Source organism: Azospirillum rugosum (assembly GCF_017876155.1).
GTDB lineage: Bacteria > Pseudomonadota > Alphaproteobacteria > Azospirillales > Azospirillaceae > Azospirillum > Azospirillum rugosum.
Genome location: NZ_JAGINP010000012.1, coordinates 39,899 through 56,065, shown reverse-complemented (window position 1 = coordinate 56,065; position 16,167 = coordinate 39,899). Strand labels below are relative to the sequence as shown.

At 69.5% G+C, this 16,167-nt stretch carries 13 protein-coding genes and 1 pseudogene; 9 read left to right on the top strand and 5 right to left on the bottom strand.

What is annotated here, in order from left to right; translation table 11 throughout:
- Positions 1-96: 96 nt before the first annotated feature.
- The 4 genes from J2851_RS17120 to J2851_RS17105 form a co-directional block, all read right to left on the bottom strand.
- A complete protein-coding gene (locus tag J2851_RS17120) occupies positions 97-1,644 on the bottom strand; it encodes a hydantoinase B/oxoprolinase family protein (protein ID WP_209767600.1) in 1,548 nt (515 codons plus the stop codon).
- A gap of 17 nt (positions 1,645-1,661) precedes the next feature.
- The gene (locus J2851_RS17115; RefSeq protein WP_209767599.1) at positions 1,662-3,740 is read right to left on the bottom strand and encodes a hydantoinase/oxoprolinase family protein; all 2,079 of its coding nucleotides are present in this window, start codon (positions 3,738-3,740) and stop codon (positions 1,662-1,664) included.
- The gene (locus J2851_RS17110) at positions 3,737-4,510 is read right to left on the bottom strand and encodes an IclR family transcriptional regulator (protein WP_209767598.1); all 774 of its coding nucleotides are present in this window, start codon (positions 4,508-4,510) and stop codon (positions 3,737-3,739) included. Before J2851_RS17110 ends, J2851_RS17115 begins: the two co-directional genes overlap by 4 nt.
- A 285-nt stretch (positions 4,511-4,795) precedes the next feature.
- Complete coding sequence (locus J2851_RS17105) at positions 4,796-5,596, bottom strand: HpcH/HpaI aldolase family protein (protein WP_209767597.1); 801 nt, start codon at positions 5,594-5,596, stop codon at positions 4,796-4,798.
- A gap of 436 nt (positions 5,597-6,032) precedes the next feature.
- On the opposite strand from J2851_RS17105, the pseudogene J2851_RS36705 reads away from it, so the two are divergent.
- The 8 genes and pseudogenes from J2851_RS36705 to J2851_RS17070 form a co-directional block, all read left to right on the top strand.
- A pseudogene (locus tag J2851_RS36705) lies at positions 6,033-6,479 on the top strand (LysR family transcriptional regulator); the annotation flags it as partial.
- Between the two features lie 96 nt (positions 6,480-6,575).
- Entirely contained in the window at positions 6,576-7,244 is a 669-nt protein-coding gene (locus J2851_RS17100) for a LysR family substrate-binding domain-containing protein (protein ID WP_246500727.1), read from the top strand.
- Between the two features lie 114 nt (positions 7,245-7,358).
- Positions 7,359-8,342: a 2-hydroxyacid dehydrogenase gene (locus tag J2851_RS17095; protein WP_209767595.1), complete on the top strand. Its 984-nt coding sequence runs from the start codon at positions 7,359-7,361 to the stop codon at positions 8,340-8,342.
- Between the two features lie 15 nt (positions 8,343-8,357).
- Positions 8,358-9,578: an enolase C-terminal domain-like protein gene (locus tag J2851_RS17090; RefSeq protein ID WP_209767594.1), complete on the top strand. Its 1,221-nt coding sequence runs from the start codon at positions 8,358-8,360 to the stop codon at positions 9,576-9,578.
- A gap of 8 nt (positions 9,579-9,586) precedes the next feature.
- Positions 9,587-10,660, top strand: a complete 1,074-nt coding sequence (locus J2851_RS17085) for a maleylacetate reductase (protein WP_209767593.1) — start codon at positions 9,587-9,589, stop codon at positions 10,658-10,660.
- A gap of 52 nt (positions 10,661-10,712) precedes the next feature.
- Positions 10,713-11,720 (top strand): TRAP transporter substrate-binding protein, encoded by a 1,008-nt coding sequence (locus J2851_RS17080; RefSeq protein ID WP_209767592.1) that lies wholly within the window; start codon positions 10,713-10,715, stop codon positions 11,718-11,720.
- Complete coding sequence (locus J2851_RS17075; RefSeq protein WP_307419843.1) at positions 11,717-13,606, top strand: TRAP transporter large permease; 1,890 nt, start codon at positions 11,717-11,719, stop codon at positions 13,604-13,606. The genes J2851_RS17080 and J2851_RS17075 overlap by 4 nt, the downstream gene beginning before the upstream one ends.
- 446 nt (positions 13,607-14,052) lie before the next feature.
- A complete protein-coding gene (locus tag J2851_RS17070) occupies positions 14,053-15,225 on the top strand; it encodes a PepSY-associated TM helix domain-containing protein (protein ID WP_209767591.1) in 1,173 nt (390 codons plus the stop codon).
- A 9-nt stretch (positions 15,226-15,234) separates the two neighbouring features.
- Here J2851_RS17070 and J2851_RS17065 read toward each other — a convergent pair whose 3' ends face one another.
- Positions 15,235-15,849, bottom strand: coding sequence for a sodium:solute symporter family transporter (locus J2851_RS17065; protein WP_307419841.1), 615 nt, complete (start codon positions 15,847-15,849; stop codon positions 15,235-15,237).
- A gap of 34 nt (positions 15,850-15,883) precedes the next feature.
- On the opposite strand from J2851_RS17065, the gene J2851_RS36575 reads away from it, so the two are divergent.
- Entirely contained in the window at positions 15,884-16,153 is a 270-nt protein-coding gene (locus J2851_RS36575; protein ID WP_307419839.1) for a hypothetical protein, read from the top strand.
- Positions 16,154-16,167: the final 14 nt, after the last annotated feature.

The window sequence follows — 16,167 nt, the reverse complement described above, 5'->3', positions numbered from 1 at the left end:
TTGCGCTTTTGCCGGACGTCCCCAAAAGCCGGACCCCCTCACCGGCCCTCCGGGCCACCCTCTCCCCAGAGGGGAGAGGGCTAATCGGCCAGACCCCTACGCTGCCGGGCCGAAGCCGCCGCCGCCCGGGGTTTCCAGGACCACCCGGTCGCCCGGCTCCATGTTCAGCTTGCGCGCCTGGCTGACGGAGGCGCCGTTGACCAGGAAGCGGCCTGGCTGTCCGGGTTCGCCGCCGCCCAGCCCTTCCGGCCCCATGTTGAGGCGGCTGGGCACGGCGTTGAGCATCCAGGGATCCTGGGTGTTCATGTGGAAGGCGATGATCTGGCCGTCGCCGCCCGGCGTGCGCCCGGCGCCGCCGGAACCGCGCCGCAACTCCTTGCGGTCGAAGACGATGGGCATCGCCGCCTCCAGGATCTCCACCGGCACGGCCGCCACGCCCGTCGGGTAGCAGGTGGCGCTCGGCCCCGGCTTGGTGGCGCGGGCGCCCATGCCGCCGGAGTAGTTGAACATGGAGGAGGTGAAGTTCTGCCCGTCGGCCTTCCGCCCACCGATCTGGATCGTCCAGACCGCGCCGGAGCCTTCGGCCAGCACCCGTTCCGGAAGCACCTGGTAGAGCGCCTTCAGGATCGGCATCGGCACATACATGCCGACGACGTGGCGCGCGTTGACCGGGGCCGGGTAGCGGCAGTTGATGATCGAGCCTTCCGGCGCCTGCAACGTGATCGGCGCGAGGCTGCCGGTGTTGTTCGGCAGGTCGGGGTTCAGGCAGCTGCGGATGGCGAAGGTGGCATAGGCGTGGGTGTAGTTCAGCACCACGTTGATGCCGGTCGTCGTCTGCATGGAGCTGCCGGTGAAGTCCACCAGGATCCCGCCGGATTCCGCATCGACCGTGACCGCGGTCTTCAGCGTGATGACCTCGCCGCCCGGCACGTCGAAGCTGGACTCGCCGTGGTAGGTGCCCGGTTTCAGCTTGCGGATGGCGGCGCGGGTGGCCTCCTCCGACCGGGAAATGATCTCGTCCGACAGCGCCTCGATCTCGGTCAGCCCGTGCCGCTCGCACAGAGCGATCAAGTGCTCCGCCGCCGCCTGCCCGCTCGACACCTGGGCGGCGAGGTCGCCGAAGACGGCGTCCGGCGTGCGCACGTTGCGGCGGATCATGGCGTGCAGGACCGGGTTCGGCGTGCCGCGCTCATACAGCTTCAGCGGCGGGATCCACAGCCCTTCCTCATGCACGTCGCGCGCGCCGGCGCCGATGCCGTAGCCGCCAATGTCCGTGTGGTGGATGGTCGAGCCGATGTAGGCGATCAGCCGGTCGCCGTTGAAGATCGGCGTCAGGGTGGTGATGTCGAAGAAGTGGCCGGCGGACAGCCACGGGTCGTTGGTGATCAGCACGTCGCCCGGCTCGCAGCGGCCGGCGAACTCGCGGACCAGATGGGCGCCGGCGAAGGCCAGCGAGTTGATGTGGCCCGGCGTGCCGGTGTTGGCCTGGGCGACCATCCGGCCGCGCTGGTCGAACAGCGCGCAGGCGAGGTCGCCGGCCTCGCGAACGATCGGGCTGAAGGCGATGCGCTGGAGGGCCTTGGCCCGCTCGGTCACGACGCCGATCAGGTTGGACCACAGGATTTCGAGTTCGACTCCGTCCATGTTCCGATGTCCTTTGGTCAGGCGCGGGCTTGGGGGGCGGTGGTGGCGACGATGCAGCCCATGGGATCGATGGTGGCGACCCAGCCCGGCGGGATGGCCGTGGTGGTCTCGCGCTCCTCGATGATGGCGGGGCCGGCGACGGTCTGGCCGACCGCGAGGTCGCGGCGTTCGTAGACCGGGACCGACTGGCCGTCCGCCCAGGCGTGGACCGGGCGGAAATTCTTCGGCTTGCCGGGCTCGCTCGCCGGCTTGCCGGCGGGGTGGAAGCGGATGGCCGGGCCCTGGACGGTGATGCGCCAGGTGACGATCTCCGCCGGGACGTGCGACGGGTTCATGCCGTAGAGCACGCGGTAGGTCTGCGCGAACTGCTCCGCGATGGCGGCGACGTCGCGGCTGTCGCGCGGATCGACGTCGAACATGACCGTGACTTCGTTCTGCTGGCCGGTGTAGCGCATATCAGCGCCCACCGCGACCCGCACGTCGGACGGCGCGCAGCCGGCCTCGGCAAGGGCGCTGCGCCCTTCCTTCTCCAGATCGGCGACGATGCGGCCGACGCGGTCCCAGTCGACGGTGTCCAGCCGCATCAGGTCGCTGCGCACGAGGTCGAGGCGGACCGGCGTGACCAGGGTCCCGAAGGCGGACAGTACGCTCGACTGCGGCGGCACGATGACGGAGGAGCTTTGCAGCAGTTCCGCCACGCCGCAGGCGTGCAGCGGGCCGGCGCCGCCGAAGGCGAACAGCGGCAGGCCGCGGTAATCGACGCCGCGGTCGGTGGCGTGGGAGCGCGCGGCGGACGCCATCGCCTCCGTCACCACGCGGTAGATGCCGCGCGCGGCCTGCACTGCCGTGCCGCCCAGCTTGTCCGCCAGGGCCGTCAGCGCACCTTCCGTTGCGGCGCGGTCGAGTTTCATCTCGCCGCCCAGGAAGTTGTCGGCGTCGATCAGGCCCAGCATCAGGTCGGCGTCGGTCACCGTCGCCCCCGTGCCGCCGCGGCCGTAGCAGGCCGGGCCGGGGTTGGAGCCGGCGCTCTCCGGCCCGACCTTCAGCAGGCCGAGGCCGTCCACATGCGCGATGCTGCCGCCACCGGCGCCGATCTCGATCAGGTCGATGGACGGCACCGTCACGGGCAGGCCGCTGCCTTCCTTGAAGCGGTAGCGGCGATCGACCTCGAACAGGCCGGTGACCAGCGGCGTGCGGTTCTCGATCAGGCAGGCCTTGGCGGTGGTCCCGCCCATGTCGAAGGACATCAGCCGGTCGATCCCCAGGATCTCCGCGTAGTGGCAGGCGGCCAGCGCGCCGGCGGCCGGGCCGCTTTCGATCATGCGGACCGGGTTGCGCCCGGCCGTCTCCGCCCCGACAACGCCGCCCGACGACAGCATGATCAGCGGCGTGTTGCCGAAGCCCTCGGTCCGCAGCTGCTCGCTGAGGCGGCGCAGGTAGGGCTGGGAGATCGGCATGGTGTAAGCGTTGACGGTGGCCGTGGAGGCCCGCGGGTATTCGCGGATCTGCGGCGCCACGTCGGAGGAGGTGCAGATGAACATGTCGTTCAGCTGCCGGCCCAGCTCCGCCGCCACGGCGGCCTCGTTGGCCGGGTTGGCGAAGCTGTTGAGGAAGCAGATGGCGACCGCCTTGGCGCCGCTGGCGCGCAGCGTCTGCGCCAGTTCGGCGATGTCCTCCGCCGCGGGCTCGGTCACCACCGTGCCGTCGGCGAGCGTCCGCTCCTTCAGCCCGAAGGTCAGGCTATCCGGCACCAGGGGTTCCGGAAACTCGATCTGCGGGTCGTACATGTCGTAGCGGTGCTCGTTGCGGATGGCGAGCACGTCGCGGAAGCCCTCGGTGACCACCAGCGCGGTCGGCGGCCCCTTGCGCTCGATCAGCGCGTTGGTGACGACCGTTGTGGCGTGGACGACGACGCCGTCGACCGCCTGGGCGGACACGCCGGCCTTGCGCAGCACCGAATGGACGCCGCCGAAGAAGCCGGACAGCAGATCCTCGTGCGTGGTCAGGGTCTTGTCGACGGTCAGGCTGCCGTCGGAGTTGCGCAGGACGATGTCGGTGAAGGTCCCACCGATGTCGACGGCGAGTGAATAGCTCATCGGCTCGATCTCCAGCCGAGCCCCCGGGAGATCGACTGCGCGGCGGCAAGGATCTTCTCGAGGTGCAGGGCGTCAGGGGGGGAAGGGATGAATTGCGTGGAGCCGACGATCGCGATGGAGCCGGCGATCTGGTTTCGATGATCGAAGACCGGAGCGGCCAAGGCGTTGACGGCGGTGATCATTTCGTCGGCGGCGATGGCCCAGCCGCGCTGCCGCACCTCCGTGACCTCGGCGCGCAGGCGTTCGGGGTCGGTGATGGTGTGGGGCGTCCACTGGCGCATCGGCGCCGAAAGGGTCTTGTCGAGCAGCGCCGGCGGCCCGAAGGCCAGCCAGACCTTGCCATGGGCGCTGTTGTGGAGGTCGAAGCGCGTTCCGGGGCGCGTTCCGAACTCGACCACCGTGCGCCCCTGGATCAGGTCCAGGACCACCAGCTCGCCGTCGACGATGCGGCAGATGGTGACGGCCTGGCCCGTCGCGTCGCGCAGGCGCATCAGCTCGTCGCGCCCGGTCGTCACGATGTCGAACCGGGTGCGCACGGCCTCGCCCAGGACCAGGAGCTTCACGCCGGCCTCGTAACGTCCGGTCTCCGGGTCCTGGCTGACGAGGCCATGGCGCTGGAGCGTCACGAGATGGCGGTAGATCGTGGCCTTGGACGCGGCCAGCGCGTGGGCGATCTGGGCCAGCGCCATGGGTTGGTTCTCAAGGGCGAGAAGCTCCAGGGCGCGCAGCGCCAGATCCAGCGTGCTGGTCCCCGCCGGTTCCTTCTCCACTGGTTTCGGCGCCCCTTGCACTGGCTTCCCACTCCGTTTTAAATATTGAAACGCCGTTTCATCGATGGCGTGCGACTTCAGGCAAGGCATGCCCTCTCCACAGGCTCCTGCGGCTCCTGCACCCAATCTGTTCGGCGGTTTCGGCTTGGCTGTCGTTTTAAATGTTGAAACGTCGTTTCAACGTGGGCCTATGATTACTCCGGCATGCGCTGTTGTCAATCACCTATTTTCCGTTCCGCGTACCGTTTTGATCAGAATCTTCAGCATAGCGAACAAACGGCAGGATCAGCCGCCCGCCGCCCCCTTCAGCGCGGCGAAGTCCTTGTGGTGCTTGGCCGCCGCCTGCCGCATCAGCCCCTGGTCGGAGCCGATCATGAAGGCGCTGGCGCCGTGCGCGGTGTAGGACCGGGCCTCCTCCGCGCTCGCCACCATCAAGCAGACCGGCTTATCGGCGGCGCGGGCCGCCGCCAGGATGCGGTCGACGGCGTTGCGCACCTCCGGCGCGTCGGGCGAAGCGGCGCCGAGCGCCACGGTCAGGTCGGCGCGGCCGATGAAGACGGCGTCCAGCCCGTCGGTCGCGAGGATGGCGTCCAGCACGTCCAGTGCCTCCGGATCCTCGATCATGGCGATGACCGCCACCGACGCGTCCTGCGCATCGACGTGCGGCCACATGGCAAGCCCGCCGTACCGCCCGGCGCGCGGCGAGTTGGAGAATCCGCGCCGTCCGCCGCGGTAGCGGCAGGCGGAAACGGCCGCCCGCGCGGCCTCGGCCGTCGACACGTGCGGAACGAGCACCCCGGCGGCCCCGTCGTCGAGCGCCGCCAGCAGCTGCGCTGGGCTGGGCTCCGCGACCCGGACAAGTCCGGCGATCCCGGCGGCGCGCGCCGCCATCAGCGTCACGTCGATGGCGGCGCGGTCGAACGGGGCGTGTTCGGCGTCGATGACGGCGAAGTCGAAGCCGACATCGCCGAAGATCTCCATCGCATGCCCGGTCGGAGTCTTGATGAAGGTGCCGAGCAGAGGCTCCCGGCCCAGCAGGCGTCGGCGGAAGACCAGGGGGCTCGGGCGTTCGGATTGTGCGGACATGAGGGCATACCCTCCCATGGGTTGAGACGTTTCTTTGGGGGATTGCGACGACGAGTCTGCGCGCATCCGGACATGGCGCATGGCGGCCCGATCGGGCCTGGAACTCGGTGGTCGTGAAAACGACGCTCGGGCTCGTCGGGACCCGAGACGGGCTGGTGCATCGCCGTCGTCAGCGGCGCCCGCATCGGCAGTGTATGGGAAGCCCCAACCGTCCGACAAGGGGTATGGTTTGATGGGCGATCGGCATTCGATTCCCTCTCCCGCCCCGGGAGAGGGAGGGACCCGCCGCGAAGCGGCGGGAGGGTGAGGGGTGTTCACGGAGAACGCGCTGATTCTCGGCGGCACCCTCACCCGGCCGCTTCGCGGCCCCCCTCTCCCGAGGCGGGAGAGGGATTTGACGCCAAACGCCGACGGCCGCCGCATTCCTGCGGCAGCCATGCGCGCGTCTCGGGCATTGCTTGGTCGGGACCTCAGTTGCTCAGGGCCGACGTGTCCTCCTCGAAGCGGACCCAGGCGACCTCGGCGGTCAGCGGGCGGCCGGGGTCCTTACAGGACAGAGGAGAGCGCGGCGCACCTTCGGCTTTACCCTGGCCTGCGGAGCCTTGTGGAATTCGCGCATCCATCTTGGCTGCTGGGTCCGCCGATCACGCCATCAATAAGAACGATGCAGCGAACGGCGCACGCACGAAGGTGGTGCGTTTTCCACCATTGGAGACCCGGCCTTGAGCTTCTGATAAGGAGGTTCTATCACTGGGGCATGGATCGTCGGCGCCTCCAATCCTTCATCGCGCTCTCCGAAGAGCTGCATTTTCATCGCGCGGCGGCGCGGTGCCACATCACGCAGCCGGCCCTTAGCCAGCAACTGCAGCAGCTGGAGGCCGAGTTGCAGGTGCAGCTGGTCCACCGGAACAAGCGGCGCGTCTCCCTGACGCGTGCAGGGGAGATGTTCCTCAATGAGGCGCGGAAGATCCTGCGGCAGATGGAGCATGCGGCCCTCCTCGCCCGCCAGACCGACCGGGGCGAGATCGGGCAGCTGTCCGTCGGGGTCACCGCCCCGGCGCTCTACATCATCTTCCCGGAGATCATGCACCAGTTCCGGACCGAGTTGCCCAACGTTGGCGTCAACGTCCACGTCATGACGACGGCGGAGCAGGAGGCGGCGCTGCGGTCGGGAACCATCGACGTCGGCATCTTCCACCCGCCGCTGGACGACCAGTCGCTGTCCTCGCACCCGATCGCCCGCATGCGGTTCAACGTCGTGCTGTCCGACCGCAACCATCTGGCCTCCCGCCCCAGCCTGCGGCTGGAGGACCTATCGAAGGAGCGCTTCATCATCTTCCCGCGCGTGATCGGGCCGCGTCTGTACGACGAGATCATCACGCTGTGCCAGCAGGCGGGCTTCAGCCCGGAGGTGATCCTGGAATCCTCCCCGGCCCAGTCGATCATCGCGCTGGCCGCCGCGGACTTCGGCATCGGGCTCATCGCGTCGCGCCTTCAGCAATTCGACCGCCCGGGCGTGACCTACCGCCCGCTTGAGGGGCCGGCCCCCTACCTGACCCTTGGCGTCGCTTACCCCAGCGACGAGACGTCGCCGGCAATCCGCACCTTCCTGGACGTGGCGACCGCGGTCGGCGAAGGGCTGCAGTGATAGGTTGCTCACGCAAAGCGCTCTAATAAGAACCTCTTATCAATCAATCATTTTAAATCGTTGGACCTACTTAGTTGGCTTATCCTATCGTCTGCGCCGCGGAGGATAATGCCCATGAAAGTGTTCATGATCGGCGAGGCGGCCCATCACAAAGAAAAACTGGCGGCCTTTCTGAAGACTCCCTGCGAGATCGTCGCGCTGCCGCGCGAAGCGGCTTCTTCGTCGGAGTTCGACAGCGCAATTGGCCGTGACGATATCGTCGTGTCCCTGCGCTTCGCCCGCAAGGACGGGCCGGCTCCGGCCTTCCGGCTGCTGCATGTCCCCGGCGCCGGGCTGGACGGCATCGACATGGCGTCGCTGCCGGCCGGCTGCACGGTCTGCAACGTCTTCGAGCATGAGATCCCCATCGCCGAATTCGTCCTCGCGGCCATGCTGCAATGGGAGATCCGGCTGGACGAGCTGCGCGGCTCCTTCTCCACGGACCGCTGGCCGGACGTCTACCGGGCGCGCGTGCCGCATGGCGAGATTTATGGCAAGACGCTGGGGCTGATCGGCTTTGGCCGCATCGGCCGGACCATCGCCCGGCGCGCCCGCGCCTTCGGCATGCGCGTGATCGCGCTGGACGCCATGCCGTCCGCCCCCGGCGATCTGGCCGACGCGGTGCTGCCCCCCTCCGGCCTGCCGGAGTTGCTGGCCGACGCCGACTTCCTGGTCGTGTCCTGCCCGCTGACGGAGCAGACGCGCGGGCTGATCGGCGCCGACCAGTTTCGGGCCATGAAGCCCTCGGCCGTGCTCATCAACGTCTCCCGCGCGCCGATCGTGGACGAGGCGGCGCTCTACGACGCCCTGTCGCGGCGGACCATCGCCGGGGCCTTTCTGGACGTCTGGTACGGCTACCCCACCGGCAGCGACGACCGCGTTCCGCCGTCGCGCTTCCGGTTCGAGGAACTTCCCAACGCCTTCTGCACGCCGCACTCGTCGGCCTGGACGAGCAGCCTGCCCGAGCGGCGCTACGCCTTCATCGCGCAGAACATCGACCGGCTGCGGGCCGGCGAGCCGCTGGTGAACGTGGTCCGCGCGCCCTCCCAAAACGCCTAAGGAGCAATGAGTTTCATGATCCGGGACAACGAAGACATCGCCCGGCGGACCACCGGCACGCCGATCAAGATCACCGGCGTGAAGACGGTCGTGGTCAACGCCGAGATGCGCAACTGGATCTTCGTGAAGGTGCTGACCGACCAGCCCGGCCTGTATGGCTGGGGCGAGGCGAGCCTGAACTGGAAGACCCGCGCCGTCACCGGCGCCGTGGAGGACCTGGAGCCGATGCTGCTGGGCCGCGACCCGCGCGACATCGAGCAGTGCGTCCGCGCCATGAACAAGTTCAGCTATTACAACCTCGGCATGGTCGGGGTGACCGCCATCAGCGGCATCGAGCACGCGCTGTGGGATATCTTCGGCAAGAGCGTCGGCCTGCCGGTGTGGCGCCTGCTCGGCGGCAAGGTGCGCGACCGGGTGCGCGTCTACACGCACCTCGGCCTCGGCGAGATGAAGTCGGTCTACGAGACCTTCGACGTCGGCTCCCTGAAGGAGCGCGCCGCGGCGGTGGTGGAGAAGGGCTATGACGCGCTGAAGGTGGTCTTCATCCCCTATGGCGCGCACACGTCCCCCATCCCGGCGCAGCGCCATGTCGGCAAGATGATGGAAGCGCTGCGCACCACGGTGGGCGACGGCGTGGACATCATGATCGACTTCCACGGCCGGCCGGGCTCCATCGCCGCAGCCATGGGCTTCATCCGCGAGCTAGAGCCCTACCGCCCGATGTTCTGCGAGGAGCCGGTGCAGCCCGGCGACACGGAGGCGCTGCGCATCATCGCCGAGAAGGCCGAATGCCCCATCGCGTCGGGCGAGCGGCTGGTCGGCATCAAGGAGTTCCAGCCCGTCTTCAACCAGCGCGCCCTGCACATCGCCCAGCCGGACCTGAACCACACCGGCGGCCTGCTGGAGGGCAAGCGCATCGCCGCGGCGGCGGAGGCGGCCCTGATCGGCATCGCCCCGCACAACCCCAACGGCCCGCTGGCCGGCGTGGCGGCCCTGCACTTCGACGTCTCCACCCCGAACTTCGTGATCCAGGAGGAGATGAGCGGCGCCGTGCCCTGGTACGACGACGTGGTGCAGACCCCCATCCGCCGCGTCGGCAGCGCCTGGGAGGTGCCCGAGCTTCCCGGCTTCGGCATCGAGGTGAACGAGGCCGAAGCCGCCAAGCACCCCTTCAAGCCCGAGGTCATGCACGCGATGTCCGCCGTGCTGGAAGACGGCACCATTGTCGATTGGTGAGAAGAAGAATGCGCACTTTCAGCACCCCCGGTGACGTCTACAACGCCGTGCCGCCGCGCGTGGTCTTCGGCGCGGGCACGTCGGAGCGGATCGCGGAGGAGGTCGACCGGCTGGGCGCGCGGCGCGCGCTGGTCGTCTCCACCCCCGGCCGCAGCGGCATGGCGGAGCGGATCGTCGCCCAGTTGGGCGACCGCTGCATCGGCCTGCTGCCCGAGGCCGTCTCCCAGGTGCCCATCGAGCTGGCCCGGCGCGGCCAGGCGCGGGCGAAGGAGATGGGCGCCGACTGCCTCGTGAGCGTCGGCGGCGGCGCCTCCATCGGGCTCGGCAAAGCCATCGCGCTGGAGCTGGCCGTGCCGGTCATCGCGGTGCCGACCACCTACTCCGGGTCGGAGATGACCGGCTTCTGCGGCATCACCATCGACGGCGTGAAGCGCATGCACAAGAGCCTGCGCATGCTGGCCAGCACCGTGGTCTACGACCCGGCGCTGTCGGCGTCCCTGCCGCTGGACGTGAGTGCGGCCAGCGCCATGAACGCGCTGGCCCACTGCGTGGACGTCGTCTATGTGCCGACGGCCAGCCCGGTCATCGTGCAGGCGGCGGTCGAGGGCGCGCGGGTCATCATGGACGCCCTGCCCCGCGTCGCCCGCAAGCCCGACGACCTGGAGGCCCGCGGAGACCTGCTGTACGGCGGCTATCTGGCCGGGGCCGCGCTGACCGGCGGCTTTGCCCTGCAGCATGGCGTCGCCCATGTGCTGGGCGGAACGTACGGCGTGCCGCACGGGTTGTCCCATGCGCTCGTGCTGCCGCACGTCGCCGCCTACAACGCGCGCTTCGCACCCGAGGCGCTGGGCCGGATCGCCGAAGCGATGGGCGTGGCGGAGGTCGGCGGCGCCATCTTCGACGTGATGAAGACCGCCGGGCTGCCGACGCGGCTGGCCGATGTCGGCTTCTCCGAAAGCGCCATCGGCGAAGCGGCGCGAATCACGGTTGAGACCGACGACGGCAGCAACCCGGGGCCGGTGACCGAGGAGGCCGTCCGCGGAATCCTGGACGCGGCCTTCCACGGGCGGCGGCCGGGCTGACGAACGGGCAAGCGTGCCCGGATACGAAGAACATCGATTGGGAGGAACGAGGATGCTGGTCAATCGCAGGACTTTTCTGGCGGCCACCGCCACGGTCGCGGCCATGGGACCGTTCGTGTCGCGGGCACGGGCGGCGGACTTCAGCTGGAAGTTCGGCCACGGCTTCCCGGCCACCCACCCGCTGCACGTCCGCGCCGTCGAGGCGGCGGAGCGGATCAAGAAGGACAGCAACGGCCGGGTCGACATCGCCGTCTTCCCGAACAGCCAGTTGGGCGGCGACAGCGACCTGCTGGCCCAGGTGCGGTCCGGCGGCATCGAGTTCTTCAGCACCGGCGGGCTGATCCTGTCCACGCTGGTGCCGGTGGCGTCGATCAACGGCATGGGCTTCGCCTTCAAGGACTACGACGCCGTGTGGAAGGCCATGGACGGCGACCTTGGCTCTTATGTCCGCAAGGGTTTCGACAAGGTCGGTCTGCACAGCTTCGAGCGCATCTGGGACAACGGCTTCCGCCAGGTCACCACGCGCAACAAGCCGATCAACGGGCCGGAGGATCTCGGCAACTTCAAGATCCGCGTGCCGGTCAGCCCGGTCTATGTCTCGCTCTTCAAGGCGCTGGGCGGCGCGCCGGCCAGCATCAACCTGGGCGAGGTCTACTCCGCCCTGCAAACGGGCGTGGTCGACGGGCAGGAGAACCCACTGGTGGTTGCCGACACCGCCAAGTTCTACGAGGTGCAGAAGTACTGCTCGCTGACCAACCACGTCTGGGACGGGTCGTGGATCGTCATGAACGGCCGGGCCTGGAAGTCGCTGCCGGACGACCTGCGCGAGGTCGTCAGCCGCGGCTTCAACGAGAGCGGCCTTCAGCAGCGCCAGGACATCGCCGGGCTGAACAGCGCGCTCCAGGCGTCGCTGGCGCAGAAGGGGCTGGTCTTCAACACGACCGATCCGGAGCCCTTCCGGGCAGCACTCCGCAAGTCCGGCTTCTACAAGGAGTGGAAGGCCAAGTACGGCGACGAGGCCTGGGGCGTCTTCGAGAAGTCCGTGGGCGCCCTGACGTGAGCACCCTGGCCGATGTCAAACCCGGCGGAGCGGCCGACGCCGCCTCCGCACGGGGCGGCGGGTCGGGCGCGCTGGCGCGCCTGGACGCCGCACTCGGCATGATCGTGGAGATCCCGGTGGCGCTGCTCGTCGCCGCCGAGATCATCCTGCTGTTCTCCGGCATCGTGGCGCGCTATGTGCTCCACACCCCGATCACCTGGTCGGACGAGCTGGCCTCCATCCTGTTCCTGTGGCTCGCCATGCTCGGCTCGGTGGTCGCCTTCCGCCGGGGCGAGCACATGCGCATGACCGCCTTCGTCGGCTGGGCGCCGCCCGCCGCGCGGGCCTTCCTGGACGTCTTCGCCGTGGCGGCGGCGCTGGGCTTCCTGCTGCTGGTCATCGGGCCGGCCGCGGAGTTCGCGATCGAGGAGTACGAGATCGTCACGCCGGCACTGGAGATCTCCAACATGGTCCGGGCCGGGGCCCTGCCGGTCGGGCTGGGGCTGATGATCGCCACGGCGCTGATCCGGCTGGGCCGGGTCGGCAGCGTGCGGCTGGTGGCCGGAGCGGCGGCGCTGGTCGTGGCATTGATGGCCGCCTTCGTCCTGCTGCAGCCGGCGCTGGCCGGGCTCGGCAAGCTCAACCTGCTGATCTTCTTCGTCGGCATCGTCGCGGGCACCGTCTTCGCAGGCGTGCCCATCGCTTTCTCATTCGGCCTCGCCAGCTTCGGTTACCTCGCTTTGACCACGAAGGTCCCGCTGCTGGTCGTCGTCGGCCGCATGGACGAGGGCATGTCGCACCTGATCCTGCTGTCGGTGCCGCTGTTCGTCTTCCTCGGCCTGCTGATCGAGATGACCGGCATGGCGCGGGCCATGGTGGCGGTGTTGGCCAACCTGCTGGGCCATGTGCGCGGCGGCCTGTCCTATGTGCTGATCGGAGCCATGTACCTCGTCTCCGGCATCTCCGGGGCCAAGGCGGCGGACATGGCCGCGGTGGCCCCGGTGCTGTTCCCGGAGATGAAGGCCCGCGGCGCCAAGCCCGGCGACCTCGTGGCCTTGCTGGCGGCCACCGGCGCCCAGACCGAGACCATCCCGCCCAGCATCGTCCTGATCACCATCGGCTCCGTCACCGGCGTGTCCATCGCCGCGCTGTTCACAGGCGGCCTGCTGCCCGGCGTCGTGCTCGCCGCGATGCTCTGCGTCGTGGTCTGGTACCGCTACCGCGGGGAGGACCTGTCCCACGTCCGCCGCCCCACCGGGCGGGAGCTGGGCCGCAGCCTTGTGGTCGCCCTGCCCGCGCTGGCCCTGCCCTTCGTCATCCGCGCGGCGGTGGTGGAGGGCGTCGCCACCGCGACCGAGGTGTCGACCATCGGCATCATCTATTCCATCGCCGTCGGGCTGATGGTCTACCGCCGCTTCGACTGGCGGCGGGTCGTGCCGATGCTGGTGGAGACGGCAGCCCTGTCCGGCGCCATCCTGCTGATCATCGGCACGGCCACCGGCATGGCCTGGTGCCTGACCCGGTCGGGCTTCTCCACCGACCTCGCGCAGTTCATGGCCGGCCTGCCGGGCGGCTCCTTCACCTTCATGGCCGTGTCCATCGTCGCCTTCATCATCCTGGGCAGCGTGCTGGAGGGCATCCCCGCCATCGTGCTGTTCGGCCCGCTGCTGTTCCCCATCGCTCGCCAGATGGGCGTGCACGAGGTGCAGTACGCCATGGTCGTCATCCTCGCCATGGGCATGGGCCTGTTCGCCCCGCCCTTCGGCGTCGGCTACTACGTCGCCTCGGCCATCGGGCGCGTCAGCCCGGACGAGGGCATGCGGCCGATCCTGGGCTATCTGGCAGCACTCATGGTTGGGCTGGCCCTGGTCGCCGCCATTCCCTGGCTGTCCATCGGTTTCCTGTGAGCGGCTTCCTGTAAGCGGTGCCGTGCGGCGCGCGTCGGGGCCTTCCCGGCGCGCGCCGTGCGACGTTTGAAACGCTGTGAAACATGAATTGCTGTGATGTCGCACGGGCGGATTCCGCCCGTTTGTGATTCTTATCCTAGTGGATTTGGGCAGCGGGAGCAATGGGGTTGCGGCCGGGGGCGTTGCATTCATTCCCTCTCCCGTCCCGGGAGAGGGTGGCGCCGCAAGGCGCCGGGTGAGGGTCGACCGAGGATCAGCGGTTTGATCCTTGTCGGCACCCTCACCCTTCCCACTTCGTGGGCCCCTTCCCTCTCCCGGGGCGGGAGAGGGAGAAACGAAAATGCGAGTCATTATCATTTAGCGGGTGCCATGGCCGCCTTCGCCATGATAATAAGAGTAATTCTCATTATCCGCCCGCAGGCGGCAACCCTTTTCGATGTTGGACCATGGCGACACAGCCCCGCTCCGCCCGCCCCTGGCACCGCGCGCTTCAGACCATCCACCTCTGGGTCGGGCTCATCCTGTGCCTGCCGCTGGCGGTGCTTGGCATCACCGGCGCGATCCTCGTCTTCGAGCACGAGCTTGAGGATCTGTTCTCTGCCCCCACGGCCCGGACTCTGGCGGTGGGCGAGCCGCAGTCGGTCGCCGCGATCCTGGATACGGCCAAGGCCAACGCCCCGCAGGGGCTGGCGCCCGGCATGGTGACGCTGCCCAACGAGGCGGGCGAGCCGGCCTCGGTCCGCTTGATGGCGCCGGGGCGCAGCGGACCGGGCGGCGGTGGGGCCACCATGCTGGTCGATCCGGTCTCGCTGGCGGTGCTGGAGACCAGCAAGCCGGGCGGCGGCGGGCTGATGCGGCAGATCTTCATGCTGCACGCCAACCTGCTGATCCCCGACCGCAGCGGCCGGGACGCGGTCGGCTGGCTGGGCGTGGCGATGCTGGTGCTGGGCGTGTCCGGGCTGGTGCTGTGGTGGCCGCGGCCGGGCCGCTGGAAGGAGGCCTTGCAGGTCAAGCGCGGGGCGCGCGGGGTGCGGCTGCACCGGGACCTGCACGGCGCGGTCGGCATCTGGACGCTGGCGGTCTTCGTGGTGGTCAGCTTTTCCGGCGTCTACATCGCCTTTCCGCAGACGCTCAGCGCCGCCGTCGCCATGGTCTCCCCCACCCGCGACCTGCGCGCGGCGGTGAAGGTGGAGCCGGTGCGGGGTGCGGAGCCCGCCGGCCCCGACCAGGCCGTGGCGCTGGCCCTAGCCGCCGTGCCCGACGGCCGGGTGCGCGCCGTCGGTCTGCCGGCGCGGCCGGACCAAGCCTACCGTATCACGCTGGTCCGGCCGGACGCCCGTCCGGGGGCACCGTCGGTCACCGCCTTCGTCGATCCCTGGACGTCCCGCGTCGTCGAGGTCCGCGACCCCCGCACTTACTCGGCCGGCGAGACCTTCGTCGCGTGGCAGCGGCCGCTGCACGCCGGCCAGGGGCTGGGCTGGGTGTGGAAGGTGCTGGTGTTCCTGTCCGGCGTCCTGCCGCCCCTGTTCGCGGTGACCGGCACGGCCATGTGGTACCTGAAGCGCCGCAACCGTCGCGCCAAGGACGCCGAGCGCGCGGCGGCCCGGGCGACGGTTTGACGGCTTCCTTCAGTCCGCGCCCGCCCCGATCTGGGCGCGGACGAACTGGGCGTTGAAGGCGGAGCGGACCTCCGCCGCGGCGCGGGAGCGGTCGAGGACCGAGACGATCCAGGCCGCCGCGAAGGCCAGGGGGACGGAGAACAGGGCCGGGTTCTCGTAGGGGAAGATCGGCGCGGGGTGGTGGAGGGCCGCCACCCAGACGCCGGGGCCGAGCACGACCATGCCGACCGCCGTCACCAGCCCGGTCACCCCGCCGGCCACCGCGCCCCGCGTGGTCAGGCCGCGCCAGAACACCGACAGCACGAGGATCGGGAAATTGGCGCTGGCGGCGATGGCGAAGACCAGCCCCACCATGTAGGCGATGTTCATCGTCTCGAACTCGATCCCCAGCGCGATGGCCGCCAGGCTGATCACCACCGCGGCGCCCTTGGAGACGCGGATCTCCTGCGCCTCCGTCGCGCGCCCGCGCTTGAAAACGCAGGCGTAGAGGTCGTGGCTGACCGCCGACGCGCCGGCCAGCGTCAGCCCGGCAACCACCGCCAGGATGGTGGCGAAGGCGACCGCGGAGATGAAGCCCAGCAGCAGCGACCCGCCGATGGCGTCGGCCAGATGCACGGCCACCATGTTGCCGCCCCCGATCAGGCCGCCGGCCGCATCCTTGAAGCGCGGGGTCGGTGCCGACCAGTTCCACCGCGTCGTGGACGGTGAAGAAGCGCATGAGGATGTGGCCCGTCACCGCCTTATTCTCGCGCTCGTCGGGTGTCCGGCGCTTGCGCCCCGTTTGTCCCGCGGGCGGGCGTGGCCGGGCGAGTGCCACCGTCTCTTCAGGCAGCTCCGCACCGATGAAGAGCGCGCGAACGCCGAGCGTTACCGCACGCCGGACGCGGTGATGCGGGAAACCGCCGTGGCGCCGCGCCTGGCCGCCTGAGGCGGCCAAATCCA